This is a genomic window from Nostoc sp. (assembly GCF_036916735.1).
GTDB lineage: Bacteria > Cyanobacteriota > Cyanobacteriia > Cyanobacteriales > Nostocaceae > Nostoc.
This window is the reverse complement of sequence record NZ_JBALFV010000054.1, coordinates 14,945-41,255: the sequence shown is the minus strand read 5'-3', so window position 1 is coordinate 41,255 and position 26,311 is coordinate 14,945. Positions and strand designations below refer to the sequence as shown.

20 protein-coding genes are annotated in these 26,311 nt (G+C 41.2%); 12 read left to right on the top strand and 8 right to left on the bottom strand.

The features are described from left to right. The first annotated feature begins 82 nt into the window (after window positions 1–82). The 6 genes from V7L20_RS13740 (at window position 83) to V7L20_RS13715 (ending at window position 7,812) form a co-directional block, all read left to right on the top strand. Window positions 83–1,603 (top strand): anthranilate synthase component I, encoded by a 1,521-nt coding sequence (locus V7L20_RS13740; RefSeq protein WP_334744619.1) that lies wholly within the window; start codon window positions 83–85, stop codon window positions 1,601–1,603. A gap of 572 nt (window positions 1,604–2,175) precedes the next feature. Further along, window positions 2,176–2,454: a transcriptional coactivator PipX gene (gene pipX, locus V7L20_RS13735; protein WP_334744618.1), complete on the top strand. Its 279-nt coding sequence runs from the start codon at window positions 2,176–2,178 to the stop codon at window positions 2,452–2,454. Continuing rightward, the gene (locus V7L20_RS13730) at window positions 2,451–3,119 is read left to right on the top strand and encodes a YggS family pyridoxal phosphate-dependent enzyme (RefSeq protein WP_334744617.1); all 669 of its coding nucleotides are present in this window, start codon (window positions 2,451–2,453) and stop codon (window positions 3,117–3,119) included. The genes pipX and V7L20_RS13730 overlap by 4 nt, the downstream gene beginning before the upstream one ends. 381 nt (window positions 3,120–3,500) lie before the next feature. Continuing rightward, entirely contained in the window at window positions 3,501–4,103 is a 603-nt protein-coding gene (locus V7L20_RS13725; protein ID WP_334744616.1) for a cell division protein SepF, read from the top strand. A 99-nt stretch (window positions 4,104–4,202) separates the two neighbouring features. Beyond that, complete coding sequence (gene proC / locus V7L20_RS13720; RefSeq protein WP_334744615.1) at window positions 4,203–5,021, top strand: pyrroline-5-carboxylate reductase; 819 nt, start codon at window positions 4,203–4,205, stop codon at window positions 5,019–5,021. A gap of 112 nt (window positions 5,022–5,133) precedes the next feature. Beyond that, a complete protein-coding gene (locus tag V7L20_RS13715; RefSeq protein ID WP_334744614.1) occupies window positions 5,134–7,812 on the top strand; it encodes a DEAD/DEAH box helicase in 2,679 nt (892 codons plus the stop codon). Window positions 7,813–8,412: 600 nt separating this feature from the next. On the opposite strand, the gene V7L20_RS13710 is transcribed toward V7L20_RS13715, so the two are convergent. After that, window positions 8,413–8,793, bottom strand: coding sequence for a hypothetical protein (locus V7L20_RS13710; protein ID WP_334744613.1), 381 nt, complete (start codon window positions 8,791–8,793; stop codon window positions 8,413–8,415). A gap of 580 nt (window positions 8,794–9,373) precedes the next feature. Here V7L20_RS13710 and V7L20_RS13705 point away from each other — a divergent pair. From V7L20_RS13705 to V7L20_RS13685, 4 genes are all read left to right on the top strand, one after another. After that, window positions 9,374–11,368 carry a heavy metal translocating P-type ATPase gene (locus V7L20_RS13705; RefSeq protein WP_334744612.1) on the top strand — a complete coding sequence of 665 codons (1,995 nt, stop codon included), beginning with the start codon at window positions 9,374–9,376 and terminating at the stop codon, window positions 11,366–11,368. Window positions 11,369–11,462: 94 nt separating this feature from the next. Further along, window positions 11,463–12,140, top strand: coding sequence for a hypothetical protein (locus V7L20_RS13700; protein WP_334744611.1), 678 nt, complete (start codon window positions 11,463–11,465; stop codon window positions 12,138–12,140). Window positions 12,141–12,196: 56 nt separating this feature from the next. Beyond that, the gene (locus V7L20_RS13695; protein WP_334744610.1) at window positions 12,197–12,442 is read left to right on the top strand and encodes a hypothetical protein; all 246 of its coding nucleotides are present in this window, start codon (window positions 12,197–12,199) and stop codon (window positions 12,440–12,442) included. Window positions 12,443–12,828: 386 nt separating this feature from the next. Further along, the gene (locus tag V7L20_RS13685; RefSeq protein ID WP_334744609.1) at window positions 12,829–14,727 is read left to right on the top strand and encodes a transketolase; all 1,899 of its coding nucleotides are present in this window, start codon (window positions 12,829–12,831) and stop codon (window positions 14,725–14,727) included. A gap of 818 nt (window positions 14,728–15,545) precedes the next feature. Here V7L20_RS13685 and V7L20_RS13680 read toward each other — a convergent pair. Continuing rightward, window positions 15,546–16,634 carry an aromatic ring-hydroxylating dioxygenase subunit alpha gene (locus V7L20_RS13680; RefSeq protein WP_334744608.1) on the bottom strand — a complete coding sequence of 363 codons (1,089 nt, stop codon included), beginning with the start codon at window positions 16,632–16,634 and terminating at the stop codon, window positions 15,546–15,548. Window positions 16,635–16,978: 344 nt separating this feature from the next. Here V7L20_RS13680 and V7L20_RS13675 point away from each other — a divergent pair, with 344 nt between their 5' ends. Continuing rightward, the gene (locus tag V7L20_RS13675; RefSeq protein ID WP_334744607.1) at window positions 16,979–17,404 is read left to right on the top strand and encodes a heavy metal-responsive transcriptional regulator; all 426 of its coding nucleotides are present in this window, start codon (window positions 16,979–16,981) and stop codon (window positions 17,402–17,404) included. A gap of 6 nt (window positions 17,405–17,410) precedes the next feature. On the opposite strand, the gene V7L20_RS13670 is transcribed toward V7L20_RS13675, so the two are convergent. From V7L20_RS13670 to V7L20_RS13645, 6 genes are all read right to left on the bottom strand, one after another. Then, window positions 17,411–17,638 carry a hypothetical protein gene (locus V7L20_RS13670; RefSeq protein ID WP_334744606.1) on the bottom strand — a complete coding sequence of 76 codons (228 nt, stop codon included), beginning with the start codon at window positions 17,636–17,638 and terminating at the stop codon, window positions 17,411–17,413. A 19-nt stretch (window positions 17,639–17,657) separates the two neighbouring features. Beyond that, window positions 17,658–20,027 carry a heavy metal translocating P-type ATPase gene (locus V7L20_RS13665; protein WP_334744605.1) on the bottom strand — a complete coding sequence of 790 codons (2,370 nt, stop codon included), beginning with the start codon at window positions 20,025–20,027 and terminating at the stop codon, window positions 17,658–17,660. A gap of 242 nt (window positions 20,028–20,269) precedes the next feature. Further along, window positions 20,270–20,464, bottom strand: a complete 195-nt coding sequence (locus V7L20_RS13660) for a heavy-metal-associated domain-containing protein (RefSeq protein ID WP_334744604.1) — start codon at window positions 20,462–20,464, stop codon at window positions 20,270–20,272. 1,324 nt (window positions 20,465–21,788) lie between these two features. Continuing rightward, a complete protein-coding gene (locus V7L20_RS13655; protein ID WP_334744603.1) occupies window positions 21,789–22,913 on the bottom strand; it encodes a hybrid sensor histidine kinase/response regulator in 1,125 nt (374 codons plus the stop codon). Between the two features lie 48 nt (window positions 22,914–22,961). Next, the gene (locus V7L20_RS13650; RefSeq protein ID WP_334744602.1) at window positions 22,962–24,281 is read right to left on the bottom strand and encodes an ATP-binding response regulator; all 1,320 of its coding nucleotides are present in this window, start codon (window positions 24,279–24,281) and stop codon (window positions 22,962–22,964) included. Window positions 24,282–24,744: 463 nt separating this feature from the next. Next, window positions 24,745–25,098, bottom strand: a complete 354-nt coding sequence (locus V7L20_RS13645; protein ID WP_334744601.1) for a hypothetical protein — start codon at window positions 25,096–25,098, stop codon at window positions 24,745–24,747. Window positions 25,099–25,407: 309 nt separating this feature from the next. Here V7L20_RS13645 and V7L20_RS13640 point away from each other — a divergent pair, with 309 nt between their 5' ends. After that, window positions 25,408–26,133, top strand: a complete 726-nt coding sequence (locus V7L20_RS13640; protein ID WP_334744600.1) for a response regulator transcription factor — start codon at window positions 25,408–25,410, stop codon at window positions 26,131–26,133. Window positions 26,134–26,311 lie beyond the last annotated feature (178 nt).

The following is a 26,311-nucleotide window of genomic DNA, read 5'->3' as shown; positions in this document are numbered from 1 at the left end:
TTTGTCAGTAGTCAGTAGTCATAGTTATTTCTACTCATTGCTAAAAACTGTTAACTAATTATTGACAACGCTTTTAAACAGTATGATCAAGGCTTGGTATTGGCGATCGCTACCCTTAGAAAAGCGCACAGGTTCGGAAGTTTTTGCTGCTCTTTTTCATTCCACCTTTGCACCACGAATTGCTACCCTACTGGAAAGTCCCTACCCAACGCCAATCGATCATCCCCAACTCAGCCGATATTCTATCTGTGCAGGCGCTCCTCGCCTAGTCGATGGCATCCCCCAGATGTGGACACCAGAAGTAGGAGAAATTTTTTCCTTCTTAGAAAAGTTGTTACAGCAAGGGGTAGAGATAGGTAAAAGGGACAAGGAGACAAGGGGACAAGCAGACAACAGAGATAACCAATGTCTTGCGCCCAATGCTCTCCCCTTCATCGGCGGTTGGTTAGGTTGGCTAGGCTACGATGTCGCATGGGGAATTGAACAGTTACCTCATGATAAAATTGATCCCCTGCCATTTCCTATAGCTTTTTGGTATGAGCCAGATTGCTTTGCTGTTTTGGATCACGCACAACAAATTCTTTGGTTAGCCGCCAGTGATGCAAGTGGACTCGATGAATTACAAAAAAAGTTAGTAAAGAAAGATGCAGGGAAAGAATTCTCTGTGTCTCTCCGTCCCCGCATCCCCATGTCTTCTTTGCCTCCTTTGTTTTTGACATCGCAAGCAGATTATGAAACAGCTGTAAACCAAGCAAAAAAATATATTCAAGCTGGAGACATCTTTCAAGCAAATCTTTCATTGCGATTTCAAGCATCTACATCAGCTTCTGGTTGGGAAATTTACCAAGCTTTGCAAAAAATTAATCCTTCTCCTTTTGGCAGCTATTGGCAAACGCCTTGGGGAGAAATGATCAGTTGTTCGCCGGAACGCTTAGTAATGTTGCAAAATCGGCAAGCCGAAACCAGACCGATCGCTGGGACGCGATCGCGTGGTGTCACTCCAGAACAAGATATGCAACTGGCACAAGATTTACTCAGCAACACCAAAGAACGTGCAGAACACATCATGCTGGTGGACTTGGAACGCAATGATTTAGGGCGAGTTTGTGAATGGGGAACGGTTACAGTTGACGAATTGCTGACAATTGAACGATATAGCCATGTGATGCATCTTGTCAGTAATATCAAAGGTACTTTAAAAAGCGAATACACTGCCATTGATTTGATTCGCGCCACGTTTCCAGGTGGTACAATCACAGGTTGTCCCAAAGTTCGTTGCATGGAAATTATCGAAGAACTAGAACCCGTGCGGCGCAGCTTGTTCTACGGTTCCTGCGGCTATTTAGATTGGCGTGGTCATTTAGATTTAAATATTTTAATCCGCACCCTGCTACTAGCCCCCGCGTCTCAAGAAGCAGGGGGAGTAAATTCTTCTTCATTTCCCCACTTAAGACTCATCCCCCAGCACTCAGCACTCAACATTGTCTGGGGACAAGTTGGTGCAGGAATTGTTGCAGACAGCGATCCTGAGAAAGAATGGTATGAATCTCTGCACAAAGCCCAGGCACAACTGGCAGCGCTGAAAATGCTAGATAATCAATAGGGAATAGGGAATAGGAGGCAGAAGTTCTCTAATTTTTAATTGATTTCTTCCCACTGCTAAATTTTGTGCCATTCAGCCACACTTGTGGCAGTATGGAAAGAAGTTGAAAAGTTAGCTGTTGCCGTTGGGAGTTTCAAAGGGTGTTTTCCCTCGCTACGCTAAACTTTCAATAAGAGGGTCAGGACTGTTTTGTGCCTTGTGCCGCCAGGTTGGTGTATTTGAGTCACTAAAGCATTGGGTGAAATCTATCGACAAGCCTCTACTCTTCGAGTCTACGCTTCGCGTTTCATGTTGTAGCATTGCGCTTCACTACCATTAGTAGAGGTCGGCAAAAATCAGCCTACCATTTCATTACAGCCAGAAAGCCCCAAATTAAAGCAAGCGTGAATGCGTGACTTTTGCCTTACGGTACTAGCTTCATCTGCCTATTAAAAACTAAATCAAGGTCTTCGCAACCGCAGTTTTGCATTTTAAGAAAATATTCTGACGAATGTTGGTATTATCGTCTGAATGTTTGGAATTTACTGCGAAAAGATATATATACTCCACCTTGACTACACCTTGACTCTCAAATGAATCCAGAAAACGCAGAAACTTACATAAACCATCCAACTTGGGGTTTACTCTATAAAATCTGTATGGTTGATGAGAACCAGGATTTGTTCACCACACTTTATGCCCAGCGCTTGTTTTTTTTGGTCGCAAATGACGTTAAAGGTGTTAAATTCCAGTCTCTAGGACGTACTGAGGCGAGAATGATGTTGGAAAATCGCTTACGTACCCTGCGGCGTAATGGACAATCTCAGGAGTACGATCAGCTTCAGAGTGTTTTCCAACGCACCTTCCAATGAATAGTTCGATTTCCGAACGTATTGTTTCCATTCGCTCCTCACTGCCAACTTCAGTCAAATTGATTGCTGTTAGCAAGCAAGTTTCTGCCCAGGCCATTCGGTCTGCCTACAATGCAGGAATTCGTGATTTCGCGGAGAGTCGTATCCAAGAAGCCGTCAGCAAACAAGCCGAGTTGCAAGACTTACCGGATATTACCTGGCACTTTATTGGACATTTGCAAAGCAATAAAGCCAAAAAAGCTATTGAACAATTCCCTTGGATTCACTCCGTCGATAACTTGAAGCTGGCACAGCGCTTAGATCAATTGGCGCAACAGCTAGAAGTGAGTCCCCAAGTTTGCCTGCAAGTGAAAATTTTCCCCGATCCCAACAAGTTTGGTTGGAGTGTGCCAGAACTTTTGGCTGATTTACCCACACTCGATCAATACAAAAGTTTACAAATTCAAGGTTTGATGACAATTCCGCCTTCAGGATTAAATGATCCAGAAATTTTGAATGTATTTAATCTCAATCGTGAGCTAGCAAAGAAAATCCAGCAACAGAACTGGTCGCACATCAAAATGGAGCACTTGTCTATGGGTATGTCAGGCGACTACGAACTGGCAGTGCAAGCAGGCGCAACGATGGTGCGATTGGGAACAATATTGTTTGGCGATCGCTCTTAGCCTTTGATTATCAGCCTTGCTCTTCAGTATTAATTAAGATCAGGATTTGATGACAAGAATTTTGTAGCAGACTGGTGCAATTAGAAACAAAGGATATAGTATTGACAAAAGCAATCGCTAAGGGAAAATGGGGTAAAAAGAACTTTCCTTTGAACAAACCTTAGGATATAATCTTGACTCATTATTATGTTTAGGCGATGCACAGACCTTTACAAGAAGTGTCAGTTTATCGCCCTAATCCGTAATATAGGTTACAAATAGCAGTATACTTGCTGTAGTATCCACCGATGTAGCGTAGTTCACGTAGTAGGCATAGCTCCTACTCAATCAATCCTAAGCCAAGTCAATACTGGCTATTCGCACCAGGAGAGTACACAGACCATGAACAATATATTTTCCAAACTCAGAGACTTTGTGGGTCTAAATGAGCAAGTTGAATACGAGTATTACGAAGAAGAACCAGAAACAGATAATAATTACCAAAATCTGTATCAGCAAGAAAATCCCCAACCAGCAGCACCACAGGAAAGCCCAGCCGCTCAGAATCGACGCTGGCGGGAACCAGTGCCTACAATGGGAGATGATATAACAGCAGGTTCAAAGCCAATGGGGAATGTGATTGGTATGCCAGGAGCAATTAATGGAATTTCGGAAGTTTTAGTACTCGAACCACGCACCTTTGAAGAAATGCCCCAGGCAATTCAAGCGTTGCGAGAACGCAAGTCAGTGGTATTAAATCTGACAATAATGGACCCAGATCAAGCTCAACGGGCAGTAGATTTTGTTGCAGGTGGTACTTACGCATTAGATGGACATCAAGAGCGCATCGGTGAAAGCATCTTTTTGTTTACGCCAAGCTGTGTCCAAGTTAGCACTCAAGGTGGCGTTCTTCATGAAGTACCACAACCGCCAGCACGTCCCTCTCGTCCTACAGGTTCTCCCAATCAAACCTGGGGCAATGAAACTAACCGGATGGCACAATAAAGTTAAATTAGTTGTTAGTCCTTTGTCCTTTGTGATTAGTCATGGGTTTTAATAGTAGTGACAAATGACAAAGGACAACCGACTAATGACAAATGACAAATGACTATAAAATTTGGTTTAATTGGTGGTGGGGTAATGGGAGAAGCGCTCTTATCCCGCCTTATTGCGCGTGGAATTTATCAATCATCAGAAGTCATAGTTAGCGAACCGCTATCTTCACGGCTAGATTTTTTAAAACAGCAATACAATGTTGCTGTGACGACAGATAATAGCGAGGTTTTCACCCAAGTACAAGAAGTTGTTTTTTTGGCAGTGAAACCGCAGGTATTTAGCGCGATCGCTCAAGAATTAACAGATATTGATATTCTTAATAAAGAACGCTTACCCCTAATCATTTCCATATTAGCGGGTGTGCCTTTAAGTCAGCTAGAAGCTGCATTTGTGCAATTGCCAGTTATCAGAGCAATGCCCAACACCCCAGCAACAGTGGGAGCGGGAATTACCGCTATCTGTTCGGGTGCATACACCAATGCCAAGCACCACCAAATAGCACAGCAAGTTTTCTCTGCTGTTGGGGAAGTCGTAGAAGTATCAGAAGGGCTGATGGATGCAGTCACAGGGCTATCTGGTAGCGGCCCGGCTTACGTGGCGCTCTTGGTAGAAGCACTTGCTGATGGCGGAGTATCCGCAGGTTTACCTAGAGCAATTGCTAATCAACTAGCCTTGCAAACCGTACTAGGAACAGCAAAACTGTTACATGAAACCAAAATGCACCCAGCAGAACTCAAAGATCGCGTTACTAGTCCCGGTGGTACAACCATTGCGGGGATTGCCAAACTAGAACAGGCAGGATTTCGTTCAGCTTTAATAGAAGCAGTCAAAGCTGCCACAGAGCGATCGCAAGAGCTGGGAAAATAAGGGACTGGGGACTGAGGACTGAAATTATTCTCAATACCCAATCCTCAATCCCTAACGAAGTTGACAAAAGACTCGTTAGTATAGTAAACAATCTGGTTGCAAATGTGATTGAGTGAATTATCCTGCACCGTCTCCAGAACTTGATTTAGGGTCTATATTTCCCTTTGATCTAGATCAGTTTCAAAAAGAAGCGATCGCGTCCCTGAACGCTGGGCGCTCCGTAGTCGTATGCGCCCCCACGGGTTCGGGCAAAACATTAGTCGGGGAATACGCCATTTATCGCGCCCTAGCGCGAGGGAAACGTGTGTTTTATACTACTCCCCTAAAGGCGCTGTCGAATCAAAAATTACGTGACTTTCGAGAAAAATTCGGGTTTGATCGAGTCGGACTGTTAACTGGAGATGCTTCCATTAACAGAGATGCACCGATTTTAGTGATGACTACAGAAATTTTCCGAAATATGCTTTATGGCACACCCATTGGGCAAGTCGGCATCTCATTAGTAGACGTTGAAGCGGTGATACTTGATGAATGCCACTACATGAACGATCGCCAGCGCGGTACTGTTTGGGAAGAATCAATCATCTATTGTCCCCGAGAAGTGCAACTAGCAGCCCTCTCAGCAACGGTTGCCAATAGCGATCAACTCACCGACTGGCTCAATCGTGTTCACGGCCCAACTGACCTAATTTACTCCGATTTTCGCCCAGTCCCCTTGGAATTTCACTTTTGTAATCCCAAAGGTTTATTTCCCCTGCTGAATGATAGCAAAACCAAAATTAACCCCCGCCTTATTCAGAAGAAGAAGGGGAGAGGGGGAGAAAGGGAGAGGGGGAGAAGTGGTAGACCTGAGGCTCCTAGCATAATTTTTATCTTGAGCCAGTTAGAGCAACGGGATATGCTACCAGCGATTTACTTTATCTTCAGCCGCCGGGGATGTGATAAAGCGGTGGCGGAAGTGGGTGATTTATGGCTGGTAAATAATCAAGAGTCCCAGATTTTGCGGCAACAGATTGATGACTTTTTAGCCCGCAATCCTGAAGCAGGACGTTCTGGACAAATTGCACCTCTATATCGGGGAATTGCTGCCCACCACGCTGGGATTTTGCCTGCTTGGAAAGCACTGGTAGAAGAACTTTTTCAGCAAGGGCTGATTAAAGTAGTATTTGCCACTGAGACACTAGCAGCGGGAATTAATATGCCCGCTCGGACAACGGTAATTTCTACCCTTTCCAAGCGCACCGATACTGGACACCGCCTGTTGAACGCTTCCGAATTTTTGCAAATGGCTGGACGAGCAGGCCGGCGAGGGATGGATAAACAAGGTCATGTGGTGACAGTCCAAACCCCCTTTGAAGGAGCTAAAGAAGCTGCATATTTGGGAACATCCAAGCCAGACCCTCTAGTAAGCCAATTTACGCCTAGTTATGGCATGGTACTCAACTTGCTGCAAACACACACCCTAGAGCAAACCAGGGAACTGATAGAGCGCAGTTTTGGGCAGTACATGGCTACCTTGCATTTAAGACCAGAATACGATGAGATTGCCGAATTGCAAACCCAATTAGCTCAACTTCATGAGCAAATCGTCGCAGTTGATGAAAATGAACTAGCTATTTATGAGAAATTGCGGCAACGCCTGAAGGTGGAACGCCAGATATTGAAAACTTTGCAAGAGCAAGCACAGTCAGACCGCCAAGAGGAATTGGTGATGATGTTAGGCTTTGCAGTGTCAGGAACTCTGTTAAGTCTCAAGGGCAAAAATATCACAGTATCTTCACCTGTAACCGCAGTGTTAGTAGGAAAATCACCTGGTTCTGGTCAAGCTCCTTACTTGGTATGCTTGGGGTATGATAACCGCTGGTATGTAGCAACCACAGGGGATGTAGTTGATTTGTATGCCGAACTGCCGCGAATTGAAGTGCCACCTGATGTACTACCACCGCCAGAGATGCCTTTGAAGCCAGGACAATCGCGCCGTGGTAATGAAGAAAGCTTTGCGATCGCCGGGCGTATTCCCAATCCAGTAGAATCTTTGCATCTGGCACCAGAAGTAGCAGAACAACTCAGTCGTGTTACCGCCATCCAAGAGCAATTAGATGCTCATCCCCTACATCAATCAGGCAATGCTGCAACGCTTTTCAAGCGCCGCGCCCGCTATGTTGAACTAGAAGCCGAACTCGAACAGTTACAAGGGCAAGTAGAGCAACACTCACAACGTCATTGGGAAGAGTTTCTTAATTTAATTGCAATTCTGCAACACTTTGGTGGTTTGGATAACTTAGTCCCCACAGTATTAGGGCGAATCGCTGCCGCCATTCGGGGTGAGAATGAATTGTGGCTAGGCTTAGTATTCGCTAGTGGTGAATTGGACAACTTAGATCCGCACCATTTAGCAGCAGCAGCAGCAGCTTTAGTGATGGAAACGCCTCGTCCAGATAGCAAGGTTAACTTTGACCTTAGTAATGAAGTGGCAGAAGCCTTAGCAAAATTGCGCGGAATTCGCCGCCAAATGTTCCAACTACAACGGCGGTATAACGTAGCGCTGCCGATATGGTTGGAATTTGAGTTAATTGCCCTAGTAGAGCAATGGGCGCTAGGAATGGAGTGGATAGAACTGTGCGAAAACACCACCTTGGATGAAGGCGATGTGGTGAGAATTTTACGGCGGACGTTGGATTTATTATCGCAAATACCCCACGTTCCCCATTTGCCAGACTCTTTCCAACGTAATGCCTATCGGGCGATGCAGTTGATTGATAGATTCCCTGTAAATGAGGTGGTTGAATAACCCTATTTTGTCAGTCTCAAAAAACAATAATCTCAGCAAGATTCTAAAACTTTGATTGAGCCAAGCTTTGAGCTTTTATTTTCTAACAGTAACTGAAATTTCTAGTTAAAATCGGGAGAATCCAATTGTTGAAAGCCTTTCAACGATTGGATTCTCCCAAAGGGTTATGCCCAACAAGGACACTTTGCGATCGCCTTCAAACGCAAGTTCGGAATTACACCGAGTGAATGTTTGTCAGGTAAAAAGAATATTTCTCACCTTTAATGCAGCTACGGTTATACTTTAGGTCTTGAAAGAGGTACGCCCTTGACAATCATCAGCTCTATTGGTTGGAAGCTTTAACTTACTGTTGTGTTGATCATCGGCTGAACAACGTGTTGCAATGTTTGAAAGGACTAGTACCGCTACATTACCTTTATTTTTAATAGAATAAGGGGTTTGAAGTATTACTACAAACCCCTCCAACAATCAATTTACATTTGACCAAATAATAGTAGTGGTACGTAGTTAAAAATGCTTTTTTGGTTTCGTATATATTCTGTACGTAATTAATCACGTATATCTAACAAAAGTTATAGTCGCTATCAGCGCTATTCAATCTTAGTAGACCAAGTTTCCAGTACCCTGCAACTGACGCAAAGAATTTATACATAATGGACAGTCGCAGCCAAATACCCTAATTGCAGCGTCGCTTTCCTCTTCAGTAAAGTTCAACATGGCAACATTCCGATCTGATACTGATGTTACAATAGTTGAGGAACTTGTAGAGGTATACGGGCGTTTTCTCTCTGAATCTCGAATGCACACAAAATCTTTTCCACCATGTGGGTTAGTGATACAGGTACGACCGTCTTGTGTGTGCAGTAATCTCTGTGTAATACTACCACTAGCATGGGCAGGATGAAATGTCACCAGCGTAGACATCATTGATACAAAAATTGAGGAACTGGAAAGCAAATTCAGAAGAATTTTTTTGTTCATAGATTTCCTTGAGAAAATTGTCTATCTACTAGATTAGGGTATTCGATTAGCTTTCAAACTTCAAGTAAATTTTCCCTGAGAATAGCTAGATAGACACTTGTTCTCCAAGAAAGTTCCATTTCAACACCAGTTCAATCGGAAATTATTTACTACATCATAATTCAGCAATCAAACAGGCTTGATGCCTAGCTATTTTGACACAACATTATGTAATACAGCAAATTTAAATCCTCTGTATATTACCAAGACAATTATTATTTGCTTGATGTTAAGTATAAGAGCTTAATTAAATTAAAGCTCGTACTTAGCGGCTCTAGCCCTTTAAATTATTATACAGAGCAATAAATCGCTGACTACAAACAAAAGTTATATATTAGATAATTTTATACATTTTAAAGTCAGTATAGCTATCCTGACAAAATTATAAATATTAATTTTAATAAAAAAATAGTGTATGTACTTAGTAATAAATTTGAGATAGATTCTCATTCTTAAAATATAAACTTGTAAAAAATTCTTTTTTTCATTACATTTAAAAAAGGCTCATATCTCAATTAATTTATTGGTATACATAGAAAAAATGAAGCAGAAAATACATTCAAAATCTTCAGATTGTTGCAGTTGTAAACATGAGCATCACGAGAATTATAACCATGTTCATAATCACAATCATGATGAGAATCATAACCATGACCACAATCATGAACACGGGGGAGAGTTCAACCTGAAAAATGAGATATTGCCTTTGGTAGCAATTTTAAGTTTATATGCGCCTGGTGTGATTTTTGAAAATCAATTACACAATACATTTTACTCAATAGGTGAATATTTGCTTTTTATTCCTGCTTACTTATTAAGTGGATGGAGTGTTTTAAAAACTGCTGGGCACAATATAGTCAAAGGTAGAGTATTTGATGAAACTTTTTTAATGACAGTAGCAACATTAGGGGCGATCGCAATTCATAAATTACCTGAAGCGGTCGGAGTCATGCTATTTTACAAAATTGGAGAATTGCTCCAAGATATTGCCATCAGTCGCTCCCGTAATTCCATCAAAGCATTATTAGAAGTTCGCCCAGACTATGCCAATATCCAACGAGAGGGAGAACTGAAAAAAGTATCACCAGAAACAGTAAAGATTGGGGATATTATCGTTGTAAAACCTGGAGAAAAGATTCCCTTAGATGGCGAAGTTATAGATGGTAATTCGCAAGTTGATACATCTGCATTAACTGGAGAATCAGTACCACGAACGGTAAGAATTGGAGAAACAGTTTTTGCTGGGACGATTAATAAAATAGGTGCGCTCGTCATTAGAGTCACAAAAATATTTGATGAATCTTCCATTGCTAAGATTTTAGACTTGGTGCAAAATGCCAAAAGTAAAAAAGCAGCAACAGAAAAGTTTATTACTAAATTTGCCCGATATTATACCCCAATAGTAGTTTTTACATCTTTAGCAGTTGCAATATTACCTCCTTTATTCATTTCGGATACAACTTATTCTGAATGGGTTTATCGTGCCCTAATTTTACTAGTTATCTCCTGTCCGTGTGGACTCGTTATCAGTATTCCATTAGGTTACTTTGGAGGTGTAGGAGGTGCAGCTAAAAGTGGTATTTTAGTCAAAGGCTCTACTTTTTTAGATAGTTTAAATGCAGTTAATACAGTTGTTTTCGATAAAACTGGGACGTTAACCAAAGGGGTATTCAAAGTAATAGAAATAGTTCCATTAAATGGCTGGACTGAACAAGAACTGCTGCAATTAGCTGCCAAAGTAGAATCGCACTCAAATCATCCCATTGCTCAATCTATCTGTAAGGCTTATGATGGAGAAATTAATGAATTTGAGATCAAAGATTATGAAGAAATAGCAGGTTATGGAATTAGAGCCAAGGTTGAAAATAGGGTAGTGATAGTAGGAAGCGATCGCTTATTGCATAAAGAGAATATTGCTCATGATAATTGCCAGTTAGAGGGAACAGTGATTCATTTAGCAGTAGATAATATTTACGCTGGCTATATTGTCATAGCTGATGAACTCAAAGAAGATGCAAGACTTGCTATTCAAGCACTCAAGCGAATGGGTGTAGAGAAAACAGTAATGTTGACAGGAGATAATCAAGCGATCGCTTGCAGAATTGCTCAACAGCTTGGTATAGATACTTACGAAGCAGAGTTATTACCTGAAGAAAAAGTTAATGCCATTGAAAAATTACTCAGCATCGCTGGCAAGCATGGTAAAGTTGCCTTTGTTGGAGATGGAATTAATGATGCACCAGTGATTGCTAGAGCAGATGTTGGTATGGCAATGGGTGGATTAGGCTCAGATGCAGCAATTGAAACTGCGGATATTGTAATCGTGACAGATGCACCATCCAAAGTGGCAAAAGCAATCGAAATCGCCAGAAAAACTCGTAAAATTGTTTGGCAAAATATTGGGTTTGCGCTAGCAATTAAAGGTGTATTTATTGGATTAGGTATTTTAGGGATAGCGACAATGTGGGAAGCTGTATTTGCTGATGTTGGAGTAGCAATGCTGGCAATCTTAAACGCAACTAGAGCGATGAAATAAAATTTTTGAAAATTGGGAATCTGTAATTGAAAAATTGTAGTAGTTAAATTATGAGTACTTATCACTCATATTCTGCTACTTAATAGTAAAACCTATGAATCCATCAATGAAAGGCATTGCTACAGCTACTTTAGCTTTAGTGTTAAACTATTCAGCTAATCCAGCCTTTGCACTACCCCAGAAAATCAATCATCCAGTTACTATTGCTAAATTGCAACCCTTAAAAGATACCTTAATTGTTCCTGGGGAACGAGTTGGCCCGATAATACGCACAACCACTAAGCAGGATTTAGTCAAACTGTTTGGTGTATCCCGCCTCGTTGATAAAACTATTTCTGGTGCTGAAGGAATAGGTAGTTTTGCAGCTACTCAGTTAAATCTAAATCAAGGGCGCTCTCTGCTAGTAGTCTGGAGTGATAATACTCGTACTAAACCTCTAGATGTACGTAACTTGGGTTCAGCTTGGAAAACCCGCGAAGGTATTGGAATGGGAACCCCTTTGAGCGAATTACGTAAAAAATTAGGTGATTTTAAACTTTATGGATTGGCGTGGGACTACGGCGGTACTATTTTGTTGGATAGTAGCCGATTATCTAGCTATCAGGGCAAACTCATCCTACGAGTAGATGCTGCTGCCAATGCTGCACAGAAATATCCTAATGATTACCAAGCAGTGTCTGGGGATAGTACTTTTTCTTCTAGCAATCCCCATTGGAAACCTCTGAGAATCAGGTTAGCAGAAATCATCGTCGTACTCAACCCAAGTCAGTAGTGCAACGCTAAATATTCAGTTTTCATTATTAGGCGATCGCATTGCTCATGTACCGCATGACAAACCAAACTTTTACTAACGGTTATGCATTACTCATTGGGCGTAGGTGCAGATTTACCTGTCAGAGTCAAAGATCAACGGCTATACGAGATATACTGATTGATGGCGATCGCGCCGCCTATCCATCAGAACAAGTTACACTGCTAACCGAAACCTCTGCAACTCGGCAAAATATTCTTGCAGCTTTTGACCAAATCATCACCCAAGTCAATCAAAATCCTGATGCAATTGTGATCATTTAGGGAGCAGTGCTCCAAAGTTAGGTGCTAAAAATTAGGGGTATAAATCACTAATTGGAGAAGAATTTCTCGCTTTAGCACCCAAAGTTCCAATCCAGACACAAGTAAGTCTTTTCCCTTTAGCTGAAGCTAATGAAGCTTTGAATACACTTCGCAATGGCTTATTTGAAGGTTCGGTAGTATTAATCATTGATGGCAAAGGCTCTAGTTGAAAAATCGGCAGCAGCAAGTAGAGAAAAGATATTTTTCTTTACAAGTACCTAAACATAGAGCTTGATAGTTGATAAATTTCTGCCTGTTAACTCTGTCATTTGTTAGAGTAAACAATCGTTCGTGTTGACTAGCATGTGAGTGCTGTCCTTAGTTCCTATACATGGAAGAGAGCGATCATGGCTACCCTTGAACAATTGCAAGCATGGCATGAATTGGCACAACAACTGCGGATTGATAGTATTCGTGCCACCACCGCAGCCGGATCTGGTCATCCCACCTCCTCAATGTCAGCTGCTGACCTGATGGCAGTGCTACTTGCCAAACATCTGCGTTACGACTTCAGTAATCCGCACTCCCCTAACAACGATCGCCTGATCTTCTCAAAAGGACACGCATCACCGCTGTTGTATTCAATTTATCGAGTGGCGGGAGTAATTGATGATAGCGAATTGATGTCCCTGCGTAAGTTTGGTAGTCGCCTAGAAGGGCATCCAACCCCAGCATTACCTTGGGTAGATGTGGCAACAGGTTCATTGGGACAAGGACTGCCGATCGCTGTTGGTATTGCTTTAGCTGGAGAGTATTTAGACAAGCTGCCTTACCACACCTGGGTTTTGTTAGGGGATAGTGAAATGGCGGAAGGTTCTATTTGGGAAGCCTTTGAACACGCCAGTCACTACAAACTGGCAAATCTGATTGCCATCCTCGATGTCAACCGTTTGGGACAGCGAGGTGAAACGATGCTAGGCTGGAACACCCAAACATACTGCGATCGCGCTCTTGCTTTCGGCTGGAAGGCAATTGAAATCGACGGTCACAACTTAGAAGAAATTGACGAAGCATACACAGCAGCGATCGATAACCCCAACTGTCCGACACTGATTGTGGCTCGAACAAAGAAGGGCAAGGGTGTTGCAGATTTAGAAGATGTTGGCGGTTGGCATGGAAAAGCCTTGAAACCTGACCAAGCAAAGGCAGCGATCGAAGAACTAGGTGGTGAACGTCAAATCACTATTGCCGTTTCCAAACCTAATTTACAAATCCAAAGAACTTCAATTGGGCAATTTCAAGCTCTCGAACTTCCTAACTATCAAAAGGGAGATTCAGTAGCAACCCGTAAAGCTTATGGGGATACCTTAAAAGCTCTCGGTGCGTCTCGACCAGATGTAGTTGCCTTAGATGGTGAAGTAAGCAACTCCACCTACGCCGAGGAATTTGCCAAAGCTTATCCTGAGCGCTATTTTGAGATGTACATTGCCGAGCAGCAAATGGTTGCCGCAGCAGTGGGGTTACAAGTGCGCCAGTATAAGCCCTTTGCTTCCAGTTTTGCGGCATTCTTAAGTCGTGCTTATGATTTTGTGCGGATGGCTGCCATTTCTCGCGCCAATATTAAACTTGTTGGTTCTCATGCAGGAATTTCAATCGGTCAGGATGGTCCTTCACAAATGGCACTGGAAGACTTAGCTTCTTTGAGAGCGGTATACAGTAGCACTGTGCTTTACCCTAGTGATGCCAATCAAACTGCTAAACTTGTCGCCCAAATGGTCGATTGTGATGGGATTGTCTACCTACGCACAACCCGTGAAAGCACACCTATTCTCTATGAAGCTGAGGAAGATTTTTCAATTGGTGGCAGTAAGGTCATCTGTAGTTCCGAGCAGGATCAAGCAGCAGTGATTGCAGCAGGTATTACGGTACATGAAGCACTTAAAGCATATCAGCATCTCAAGCGGGAAGGGATTACGGTACGCGTTATCGATGCTTACTCAGTCAAACCAATTGATGCTACAACTTTGCATCAGGCTGCGCGTGATACCCAGGGCAAACTCGTTGTAGTTGAAGACCATTGGGGCGAGGGTGGACTAGGAGCTGCTGTCCTTGATGCTTTTGTGGATACAGATGCTGCTTCTCCTTCTAGTGGATTGCCACTAAACCTAATCAAACTGGCAGTACGGCATCTGCCTGGATCTGGTACTCCAGAAGAGCTACTTCATGCAGCAAAAATTGACGCTTCTGCTATTGTCGAGGCTGTGCGATCGCTTGTTAAACAACCTGCTTGGGTATCAACGAAGTAACACCCACGATCTCCTTTTTAATCAAAGGTAGGCCAATGAATGTATTGCTGCTTAATGTGAGTAGTAACTAACTTCTAATTTGAAGTGATAAGTTCCCAACAGATATCGCTGTGCTCCCTTGAGCAAGGTCACAAATTGGTCAGGGGCAGCATTAAAAATATTGTACAATGACAAATTAAATAGCCTCGAGAAAATTTAGTCTGCATTGCAATCATGAAACTATGTAAATATACAGTTATTTGGCTGATGAAAATCAGGATTTCCTAACCTAGAAAATAAGAAAAACATAGATATTAACTTAATTGGTGTTTGTTTATACTATTTCAAATTTTTGTAATGGTTATACTCATAACTTAGGTTCTACCTGGGAATTAGGAAGTGGCTTTGCCACTTCTTTTTATTTATGTGGTATAAAACTTACGCAAACTCTACGATTCTTAGCATTCTTCTCTAACAAGACGCTACGCGTTGGCGGAGCCTCTCTTTAGGAGGCGTTCTTCTCTAACGAGACGCTGCGCGTTGGCGGAAGGCTCTCGTAGAGAAGGCGGTTCGATAAATTAAAATTTTTAGCACTTTTTGCGTAAGTCCTATGGTGGCTCAATAAAAATAAATTAAAAGTTAAAAGTAATTTCATTGAACTTTTATTAATTGTTCTACCATTTGACAAAATACCTGCTATATATACATTTTTAAGGGCATACAGTTGTACGCCCCTAGAACTGATTTATTTGTTGCAAAGATTGTTAACAATGCTATGATTTCGTGTGCACTTAATTGATGAAGCAGCCTGACGGAATTCTGTGCATATAGACATGATATTAGTCATTACTCATTTCATCTTGCCACCTCTCACGCTTGGGCTTGCTCTCCACATCACGCGATCGCATTTCTTGCCAAGTCCCCCACATTAAAGATTGCTGTTTTTCAACATAGTTAATAAACTGCATAATTGAGTAATCTTCTTTAATGGGAGTTTTCAAATCAAACTGAATTGTTTGAAGAATCTTGATGTCACCCATAAGAAAGTACTTAGCTGCAATCTTAGTCAGCCATAGGACAACTCGATTGCATAACCAATCGAAAATTCCTTTACGTTTTTTAGTCATCAACAGAACTTGACCTTCAGTTTTCCCCCCTTCGTAGAGACGAACTGCAACCATCATGTGGATATGTAAGAAATCAGGGCCAATTGTGACAATGCCAATGCTACCGTACCAATAGCAAATACTGTAAGTTATGACATTTTTGTAGAAAAGACGGATGAGCTTAATTAAAAAGAAATTGTCTTTGATGGGTGTAGTATTACTGAAAATAATCGCATTTTCGTTTAGTTCGTGTCTTTCAAAAATAATTTCTAGTGGTAATTTGTGAACTGTATTGAGGTGTTGAGCATCAATTGCATTAATCATTACCACATTAGGGTGACAATTCAGCAAGAAGCGGGAATGAATGGCGACATGACACTCTTTTTGCTCTAACTCTGGAACAAAAGGTAGAGGTTGTTGCGGTATTTCTCCAGTCCAAACCCAAATCATCCCATATTTTTCAGCAGTGGGCCAAGTTTGTAACTTTAGGGAAGGCGGTACATCCAAACATGGGATATCAATACACATCCCCTCAGCATCAAACTTCCAGTGGTGGAAAAAACAACGTAGTGCATTACCTTCAACTTTGCCTTCAGCAAGATGAGCACCCATGTGTGGACAGTAGGCATCTAAGGTAACTACTCTTTTATCTTTACCACGGTAAATTACCAATTCTCTACCCAAAATCGTGACAGGTTTTACTTCACCTACCCGCAGATTTTGAGAGGGTATTACCCAATACCATCCCTCAATAAAACACTTTGGATTATTGAAAATTTTAGGTTTACGGATTGAGCTAAAAGTCTGCGAGTTAAGATTCATTTTTATGGTTTCACTTGAAGTGAAGCAGTTAACCTAGAAGTAACATGAAAACTTCAAAAAAACAGTTACTTTCAGTACCATGAGAAACAGCTACTCAAAAAATGAATAAAAATCATCAGGTAAACTATTGAAAAAATATTATTAAGAATGTCAAAATTATGTCAATTTAACATCAGTTCAATCCCAAATATCCATTTAAAATAGATATTTGAAAATTTACAACTTAGTAAAATTTATAATTAGATAAAAAGTTACAACACTGATGCTAATTTGATTTGACTCCCAAATGACTTGAGATTTGGGAAAATATGTAATAATAATTACAATAGTTGGGAAAATCTACCATGTTAACTCAAGATAACAAACTACTTTTAATTGGTCAGGTAACAGATTTAACTGGAATACCCATCAGGACAATTCGTTATTACGAGAGTTTAGGTTTAATCAATTCATTAAGACGAACCGAGGGAGGCTTTCGCCAGTTTTCATTGGATGTGTTAACTCGTCTAGCATTCATTAAAAGGGCACAAAATCTTGGTCTTAGCCTAGAAGAGATTAATAATATTCTTCAGGTTTATGACCAAGGGCAAACTCCCTGTGGTGAAATAAAAGAAAAACTTGAAGAGAAGGTCTTACAGATAGATCGCCAAATCGATCAACTCTTAACTTTGCGCTCTGAAATAAAAGGATTACTTTCAGGCTGGAAGAATATCAGCAAGCATCATGAGAAAACAATTTGTCCGATTATTCAAAACACCTCTCAGGACTGACACTAATCAGGAATCAGAACTTTTATAGAGAAGAAACCACCACAACTCTATTCCAATTAAAGCTAAACCTGCGATCGCAACACCAACTTTCAAGTCCAAAGGTTGCTCAATGCTTTGAAATTGGCTGGTTTGCTCTGATGAATGGGCTGGCATTTCTGCTAATGTTACACCTGATGTCCCAGCGATTAGCACTGAAGCTATCAAACTTCCCCAAAGCGTTTTTTGACTGAACATTTCCTAAATTACCCTGCAATTATGAGCTAATTTTTGGTTGAAAGTTACGCAATCTGAGGGCATTACTAACAACAGACAGCGAAGAAAGAGCCATCGCAGCGCCGGCGATAATTGGATTGAGTAACCAACCAAAGATAGGGAACAAAATTCCCGCCGCAATAGGAATACCTATGACATTGTAAATAAAGGCAAAGAAGAGATTTTGTTTGATATTGTTGATAGTGGCGCGACTAAGTTGAATTGCTGTCACAATTAACAGCAAATCGCCAGAAATTAGGGTGATATCGCTAGCTGCGATCGCTACATCTGTTCCCGTCCCAATGGCAATTCCCACATCGGCTTGTGCTAAGGCTGGTGCATCATTTATCCCATCACCAACCATTGCGACAAGGGAGTGGGTATTGGGTACTGGGGATTGGGGATTGGGAAGAATTTTCCTTAGTCCCCAGCGATGCACTGAGCTTGTCGTTGGCGCAGCCTCTCGTAGAGAAGTGTCCCTAGTCCCCAGTCCCCCTTTCTGAAGAGATTGAATAATCGCCGCCTTTTGATCTGGACGCACTTCGGCAAAGATTTGCTGGATGCCAACTTGTAGAGCGATCGCATCAGCTGTTTGACGATTATCTCCAGTGAGCATTACTACTTGTAAACCTAACTTTTGTAAGGCTTTCACCACTGCTGCTGACGAAGGTTTTAGGGCATCAGCAATACCCATTATTCCTTGTAGTTCGCCATCTACAGCAATCAAAATAACTGTTTTACCAGCCGCTTCCCAAGCATCTTTATATTGCTGGAGACTCATGGTGTTAATTCCAAGTTCTGTTAACCAGCGTTGTGTCCCAATTTGCACAAGCTGATTTGCAACAACTGCTTGCACACCACTACCTGCATTAACCACAAAGTTCTTTGCATCTATTAAAGTCACTTCTTGAGACTGGGCATATTTTACCACTGCTTCTGCTAAAGGATGTTCAGAATTGCGTTCTACCGTTGCTGCTAATTGTAAAAGCTGGATTTCATTACCATTAGCCGTGCCGTTGACAGTTACAAAGTCTGTAACTGTCGGTTTCCCCTGAGTCAAAGTGCCAGTTTTATCTAGAACGATGGTTTGAATTTTGTGTGCTAGTTCTAAACTGTCAGCACCTTTAATCAAAATGCCATTTTCTGCACCTTTACCCGTCCCCACCATTACAGATGTGGGAGTAGCTAAACCCAAAGCACAGGGACAAGCAATAATTAATACACCTACCGTTGTCATTGTGGCTAGGGTGAGATTGCCAGTGAAATTAAACCAAATGACGAAAGTGGCGATCGCAACGGCAATCACAGCAGGTACAAACCATCCTGTCACTTGATCTGCCAAACGCTGAATTGGTGCTTTAGAACCTTGTGCTTGTTGCACCAGTTTAACAATTTGAGCCAAAAACGTATCATTTCCGACTCGTGTCACCCGAAATTGAAATGCACCCGCACCGTTAATCGTCGCCCCAATCACTTCATCTCCTGGCTGCTTTTTGACTGGCAAACTTTCACCCGTCACCATCGCTTCATCTACTGTTGAAGCGCCTGCAATCACTTCCCCATCTACCGGAATCTTTTCACCAGGACGTACCAAAATCACATCGTTGATTCTGACTTCGGCGATGGGAACATCAATTTCTCTACCATCACGGATAACTCTGGCATCTCTAGCTTGCAGTCCGATAAGTTTGCGGATAGCTTCAGAAGTTTGTCCCCTAGCGCGATTTTCTAACAACCGCCCCAGCAAAATTAAGGTAATGACAATCGCGGCAACTTCATAATAAAGATGAGGTATCAAGCCCTGAGCAATAAAAAATTTTGGGAAAACAGTGACAAACAAAGAATATAGATAGGCTGCACTTGTACCCAAAGCAATTAACGTGTCCATCGTCGCCGTATGGCGCTTGAGGGATTTCCAGCCATTGCGGTAAAAAGATCCACCACACCAAAAGATTACGGATGTTGTCAGCACTAATTGCACCCAAGGATTTTGCAGGAAGCTTGGAATTAAGGGTAAATTTAGCCCAGTCATCATGGGCAACGATCCTAAAAGTAGGAAAGTGCTGATTACACCTCCCACCGCTACTTTGAGGGAGAGTTGGCGTTGTAATGCTTGCCTACTCGCTTTTTCAGCATCATCTTCAAAAAGCAATTCTTCCTGGAGTGAGTCAGAAGAGTATCCCGCAGCTGCGATCGCACTTTGGATTTTCTCTAAATTAGTTAGAGAGCGATCGTATTTGATCGTAGCTTGCTCTGCTCCAAAGTTAACGTTGCAGTCAATCACTCCAGAAACAGAGCGAATTGCCTTTTCGATATTGTTGGCGCAAGCAGCGCAACTCATGCCTCGAAGTTTGAGTGTGAGAGTATCCATGTTGGGGATTGGAAATTAAGGATTAGGGATTGGGAATTAGGGATTAGGGATTGGGGATTAGGGACTTGTTCATTCACTTCAAAACCTCAAATCTCCCAGTAAAGAGCGATGCACTGAGTTTCGGCTACGCGGTAATCGAGTTTCGGCTACGCGGTAATCGAGTTTCGGCTACGCGGTAATCGAGCCAAATCGAGATTCAACTGCCGCTAGTCGTTGTGTCCCTAGCCCCCAATCCCCTTTGTTTAAGCAACTGGATAGCCAGCAGCAGCTAACGCTTCCTTAATTGCTGTTTCTGATGCTTGAGTTTCTACACTGACAAGCTTGGTTGTTGGATCAGCCTGAACGCTAGCATTGGAATCAACTGCCTGAAGTGTTTTGGTGATGGTGCTTGCACAAGCAGAACAAGCCATGTTGGGAACTGTGAGTTGGAGAGTCATAGATTTACGGGATAGAGTGGAAAAACTAGCCAAACCAAAGTGGATGACTGGGGGAAACCCTTCAACACTCAGAAATTTCTGGTTGAGAGTCGCCTTAAATTTATCCTAGACTCTCTAGCCGGCTGGAGAGTCTAGAGAATTTTAAAAGTTTTTCGCTAAACTTCAAATTTATTTACAGACGTAGTACATAAATTGCTAAAAATACAAAATACTACAAAAGACTTGTTTTCAAATGCAAGTGTGTGTTATCAAGGCTATATAGGATTAATATTTGATTTCTGAAAAAGCTCGATATAACTCGAAAAGCCTAATTCCCTATTCCCTATTGTTGGCATAAGGCATGGGGCAGGAAGCTCTTAGCAGGGGGAAAAAGAGTTTAAGCCTTATTTACTTTTCTTCACACAGTTTGGTTTTATTGCACCAACTTACTTAATCAGTCATAATAAAAGGCTTGGTTAAACCAAGCCTCTAAATATACCAAGCATTTACTACACCAAGATTAATTTAGACTCACCCTTGCTTTTGTTCATCTTGCTATAGGCAGGGCTATTTCATTCTCATCTAGTCCGCTTCTGAATGAATTCACCAGTCTAATAGCAAAAGTCATCTAAAGACGACTAAGAAAAGGTTATAGTCCGTTAAAACGGACTTTAGCTATTAGCCTGGAACTTCAGTTCTGGGCGGTTTCTGTCTAGAACGAAATAGCCCTGTTGCTATAGGCTGTATTCAAATATTCTAAAAGCTGATATGTTATTAGCTCCCTTTGGGAGATGACTGGAAGAGTCAAAAGAGGCAAGGGAGCAGGGGGCGCTTTGCTCTTGGAAAAACTGAGACGGAGCTTGTACTTTGCCGGAGCGAGGAAGCATCCTTTATGACCGGGCTTGATACCCATGTTCCGCCTAGCTCCACAGACGAGTAAGAAGGACTTGGCTTTTGAACAGTTAGAAAGCCCCCTTCCCCCTACTTCTTCAGTCAATTTACCTCTATTCCGATGAGAGTCTATCTTTGACTTATCTGAGTTTTAATAAAAAAAGACCCTGGGTATTATTCCAGGGCGCATACACGTTTTTCAGGCATTAACAGGCTGAATCATAACTTTGTAAAATAGTTATTTCTAGTATCCATAGAATGATACGAATATTGTTTCACATATGGTATTAGTAGCTTTTTGTCACTAGGTCTATTTATAGATGTTATTTTATAAAAAATGATAACTGATAACTTATAATTGTTGAATTCGCTTGCTCTAAAACTCCTTTAAATTTTAAATCTTCAATCTTTAATCCAAAATTTAAAATCTAAAATCTAAAACTCGCTGGAAGAGTTAAATGTTTTTAGGTAGTTGCAGAGTAAACAAACTACCTTTACCTAGTTCAGATGTGACCTTGATAGTTCCAGCGTGCCCTTCTATAATTCGGTGGGATAGATGTAGCCCCAAACCACTACCTGAGCGTTTATTTTTGCCTTGGCGAAATCGCTCAAAAATTGTTGCCTGATCTTCAGGCGCAATCCCATATCCTGTATCTTGAATCTCGATTGTTACCAAATCTGGATTTCCTGGATGAGGTGGTTTTTCAAAAATGCGGATTGTGATGCCTCCTGTATCTGTAAATTTGATGGCATTTGCAATCAAGTTGTTTATCACTCGCCGTAGTTCCAAGCGATCGCCCATAACAATCCCAGCGTTTTTACCCAATGGATCTAATTCACGGGTGTCTATTGTCAGAGTCAAACCTTTTTCACTAGTTAGAGGACTTAGTTCACTCACTACTTCTTGAGATATCTCACGTAAATCGCATTCTTCCCAGTTCAACGTTTTTTTACCTGCCTCGAAGCGATAGACTTCAAGGAGGGTGTTTACCATGTCCATCAAATTTTGATTACTGCGAATCATAACAGCGATCGCCTGTTTCATTTCCGGCGAAATTTTGCAGAATGTTTCCATCTCAAACAAATTCAACATGCGATCGGACGCTACTAAGGGAGTTCGCAAATCATGAGTCAGACGGGAAACAAAGTCTTCCCGTTGGCGGGCCATTTTTTGCTGTTCGTCCAGACTGTGCTTGAGACGTAACAGTGATCGCACCCTTGCCAATAGTTCATCAGTATCAAATGGTTTACGAATAAAATCGTCAGCACCAGCATCCAAACCTTCGACAACGCTGGATTCATGAAAGGCTGTAATCAGCAGAATTGGAATATAACTAATTGCTGGGTTATTCCGAATCCGACGTGTGACTTCATAACCATCTATGCCTGGCATCATCACATCTAACAGAATCAGATCGGGTGGAGATTGTTCAACTTGCTGCAAAGCTTTTATTCCATCTGAAACTAAATGAATTTCATACCCCTCACTTTCTAAAATTGCTTGAACCAAAAAGAGATTATCTGGAGTATCGTCAACTGCGAGGATGCGATAAATTTTATTATTTTCAACTATAGACATAATTTATCAACTTTTATCAGTTTTTTTGAAAGTAATTTATAATTTAAATTAAGGATATCCTATTGATGCTTGCCTAGCTTGAGAATATGAATTATGTGGATTTTTAGCATAGCAAAAAACTCGTTCATTATCTAACTGTAAATGTATATCATCTCCTACAGATGATAATGTGATTTGGCGCGGTAATTCAATTTTAAACATTGAACCGATGCCTAATTTGCTCTCAAGAAATATTTTGCCGCCCATCATTCGCACCAGTGAATCTATAATTGCCAAACCCAAACCTGTACCTGGATATTTCCGAGTAAGAGTTTGATCGACTTGTCGAAATGCTTCAAAAATGTGTTTAAAATCTTTAGGTGCTATGCCAATACCTGTATCCCGAACAATGATTGCTACTCGATTTGCAGGTAGTTCTTTAACTTCAACCCAAATTTCACCAAACTCTGTGAACTTAATGGCGTTGGAGAGCAAGTTAATTAAAATCTGTTTGACACGAATTGGATCATTATATACTAAAGGATTTTGCAAATCGATTTGCACTAACAATGATAAATTTTTGGCGTCAGCTAGGGAACGCATTTCACTTACAGCGAGATTTGTTACCTTTGAGACATCAAATCTTTCTGCTTTTAAGTCTAATCGTCCTGCTTGCAGCTTGGAAAAATCAAGAACTTCATTGACTAGCATCAGCAAATGTTTCCCATTATTCAAGATGCGTTCAACCATATCTGCTTGTTGGTGTGTTAGTTGACCGAACTTAGGACGCAGAAGTATTTGTGAAAAACCAATAATTGCATTCATCGGCGTTCTGAGTTCGTGGGACATAGTTGCCAAAAAATGTGATTTTAGCACTGATGCCTCTGAGAGCTTGAAGTTTTGCATTTGAAGCTGTTGCTGTTGTCTCTCCAATTCTTGATTCTTACAAAGAAGTTGTTCATAACTTTCTCTAAGCTGGTCTTTTGCCAAAGCTACCTGTATTTCAGCCCGATAAACTCGAATCGCACTCCGCAAAACTTGTGCCAAATTTTCTGGAGATATCCTAGACTTGGAGAGATAGTCTGTAGCACCAGCTTTCAATAATTGGACAGCAGTTTGTTGATCTTCTTGACTAGTTAAGACTACTAAAGGAACTTTAATTTCTGAAGAACGTAGCTGTTGAATTAAGGTTAATCCAGCCTGATCTGGTAAGCGAACGCTGAGGAAAACACAATCATAGTCAGTAGTGTTTAAAATAGAAAACATATCATTGCCATCGACTACTTCAGATAGTTCCATTTGAATACCTGTTTTAGTCAGGGCATAACGGACTGCCATCCGGTCTACTTCATCATCATCTACAACCAAAATTTTCAGCGTATCTTCCATCGGTTTTTATTTTTGCCGCTAAACATAGGTTGATGTATGATTCCTTTTTTGAGATTATCTAATTAGAATATAAGATTTTCCGATATCTAAAATCTGTAACTTGATTGACTAAGGCATTTCTTACAATCTTCAATACTTGTTGAGCTTTGCCATCATGTCTAAAAAGTTAGGGAAGGTCACGTCGCTTCTTTACGAAACGCTGTGCGAATGCTCCGAATTCAAAATTAAAAATTACCATAAATAAATATAGAGGCTTGTATTATGAGTCGATTTCGGTAATTAACAAACCGAAAACTATTTGCCTGAAAACAGCAAACATAGCTAATATAAAGTAAAATAAAATACTTTACTAAGCTTAAAACAATTGTAATTGAGTCAGCAAGCGACCGTCGTCAGCCATTGGTGAGAGTTGCATACCATTGTTATGCACCATAAGCTTGAGTAGTTGTACTCATCAAATTGGTTAGACTAGGTAAATAATAAAGTAACTCCTTATACCAATTTGTGAATCTGAAGTAATTTTACCTCCTGAAATTTCGATAATTTTCTTAACGATCACTAGACCAGTGTTAGTATTTTGTTGGCGATCGCGGTCTTCCACATCCCGTGAAAATTCAGAATAACAAGCTTCCCATAAAGTACAATAAATTACTTTGCTGCTAGTAATTCCACCAACTTTTAACGCCGTCTGATTCTCTTCAATCAGGATGCTCATCAGCTGGCTCAATCCCTTGAATCCAAAGGTTTGATTAAAAATCGTTCGAAACCATCGCTCACTTTTTTGCAAGAGAATTTTTACCTGTTGTAATTTTTCCATTTTTGCAAGCTTTATACAAGATAATAGTAATTAACTAATAGAACATGGCAACTGAAAGCTGGATTTTTAGCATAAAAGGAGCAATTTTGCATTAGCTTCAATTTTTCATACTTATTGTGCAACTATCTATATATCTCTAGCTAGATTTATTCTCTATCTAAATGTTAAAGAATAGGAGGTTTATTATTTCTATCGGTGGATGCAGAGTGGTAGAAATATCATCTATCTTTGGTTTGGGAAAATAAAAGATAGCGCCTACAAAAAGTAATACTTTCAAAGATAGCAAACAGCGTAAGAGTGAGTGTAGCAATGAATGAAATTAGCATTATTTTAATTGAGGATCATGACTTAACGCGAATGGGTCTACGAGCGGCATTACAGGCTCACAGCGCATTGAAAGTAGTTGGCGAAGCAGCAAATGCTACCCAAGGATTAAAACTTTTAGAAACGGCAAAGCCAGATGTAGCTGTTGTAGATATCGGCTTGCCTGACATGGATGGCATTGAACTGACGCGGAAATTCAAACGTCATCAAGCTGAAGCTGGGCAAACGACAACAAAGATTCTCATCCTGACAATGGATCACACAGAGGATGCTGTACTTGCAGCCTTTGCGGCGGGTGCTGATTCTTATTACATGAAAGAAACAAGCATCAGTAAATTAACTGAGGCGATTCAAGCGACTCACGGCGGTAATTCTTGGATTGATCCGGCAATTGCCAATGTAGTATTGCGGAAAATGCGGCAAGGTATTCCTGGAGAGAGCCTAGGTTCTGATAAAATGCCAAAGACTGTAAAAATTGAGGCATTGGCGTCAGAATACGAACAAGTTTTGGAAACATATCCCCTAACTCAACGGGAACTAGAAATCCTAGAATTGATTGTAGCTGGGTGTAGCAATGGGCAAATTGCCGAGAAACTCTACATTACAGTTGGTACTGTAAAGACCCATGTTCGTAATATTCTAAATAAACTATGTGCTGATGACCGTACCCAAGCTGCTGTAAGAGCTTTACGTTCTGGGTTAGTAGCGTAAGGGCTGAAGATGAAAAGCAGGGGAAAAAGAACTATTGATTGTTGATCAATGCCCAATGCCCAATACTTCTCTTCTTAGGCTGCGCCCTAAGCGTAGCTATGCCGCAGGCTTTACGGCTTACCTCGGCTTACTTCGACTACGCCCTTCCCCTACACTCAGGACAAGCTCAGTACAAGTA

Excerpts from the sequence above, each read along its gene's own strand:
- V7L20_RS13740 (WP_334744619.1), top strand. The coding sequence starts at position 83 with ATGATCAAGGCTTGGTATTGGCGATCGCTACCCTTAGAAAAGCGCACA.
- pipX (WP_334744618.1), top strand. The coding sequence starts at position 2,176 with ATGAATCCAGAAAACGCAGAAACTTACATAAACCATCCAACTTGGGGT.
- V7L20_RS13730 (WP_334744617.1), top strand. The coding sequence starts at position 2,451 with ATGAATAGTTCGATTTCCGAACGTATTGTTTCCATTCGCTCCTCACTG.
- V7L20_RS13725 (WP_334744616.1), top strand. The coding sequence starts at position 3,501 with ATGAACAATATATTTTCCAAACTCAGAGACTTTGTGGGTCTAAATGAG.
- proC (WP_334744615.1), top strand. The coding sequence starts at position 4,203 with ATGACTATAAAATTTGGTTTAATTGGTGGTGGGGTAATGGGAGAAGCG.
- V7L20_RS13710 (WP_334744613.1), bottom strand. The coding sequence starts at position 8,793 with ATGAACAAAAAAATTCTTCTGAATTTGCTTTCCAGTTCCTCAATTTTT.
- V7L20_RS13705 (WP_334744612.1), top strand. The coding sequence starts at position 9,374 with ATGAAGCAGAAAATACATTCAAAATCTTCAGATTGTTGCAGTTGTAAA.
- V7L20_RS13700 (WP_334744611.1), top strand. The coding sequence starts at position 11,463 with ATGAATCCATCAATGAAAGGCATTGCTACAGCTACTTTAGCTTTAGTG.
- V7L20_RS13695 (WP_334744610.1), top strand. The coding sequence starts at position 12,197 with ATGACAAACCAAACTTTTACTAACGGTTATGCATTACTCATTGGGCGT.
- V7L20_RS13685 (WP_334744609.1), top strand. The coding sequence starts at position 12,829 with ATGGCTACCCTTGAACAATTGCAAGCATGGCATGAATTGGCACAACAA.
- V7L20_RS13680 (WP_334744608.1), bottom strand. The coding sequence starts at position 16,634 with ATGAATCTTAACTCGCAGACTTTTAGCTCAATCCGTAAACCTAAAATT.
- V7L20_RS13675 (WP_334744607.1), top strand. The coding sequence starts at position 16,979 with ATGTTAACTCAAGATAACAAACTACTTTTAATTGGTCAGGTAACAGAT.
- V7L20_RS13670 (WP_334744606.1), bottom strand. The coding sequence starts at position 17,638 with ATGTTCAGTCAAAAAACGCTTTGGGGAAGTTTGATAGCTTCAGTGCTA.
- V7L20_RS13665 (WP_334744605.1), bottom strand. The coding sequence starts at position 20,027 with ATGGATACTCTCACACTCAAACTTCGAGGCATGAGTTGCGCTGCTTGC.
- V7L20_RS13660 (WP_334744604.1), bottom strand. The coding sequence starts at position 20,464 with ATGACTCTCCAACTCACAGTTCCCAACATGGCTTGTTCTGCTTGTGCA.
- V7L20_RS13655 (WP_334744603.1), bottom strand. The coding sequence starts at position 22,913 with ATGTCTATAGTTGAAAATAATAAAATTTATCGCATCCTCGCAGTTGAC.
- V7L20_RS13650 (WP_334744602.1), bottom strand. The coding sequence starts at position 24,281 with ATGGAAGATACGCTGAAAATTTTGGTTGTAGATGATGATGAAGTAGAC.
- V7L20_RS13645 (WP_334744601.1), bottom strand. The coding sequence starts at position 25,098 with ATGGAAAAATTACAACAGGTAAAAATTCTCTTGCAAAAAAGTGAGCGA.
- V7L20_RS13640 (WP_334744600.1), top strand. The coding sequence starts at position 25,408 with ATGAATGAAATTAGCATTATTTTAATTGAGGATCATGACTTAACGCGA.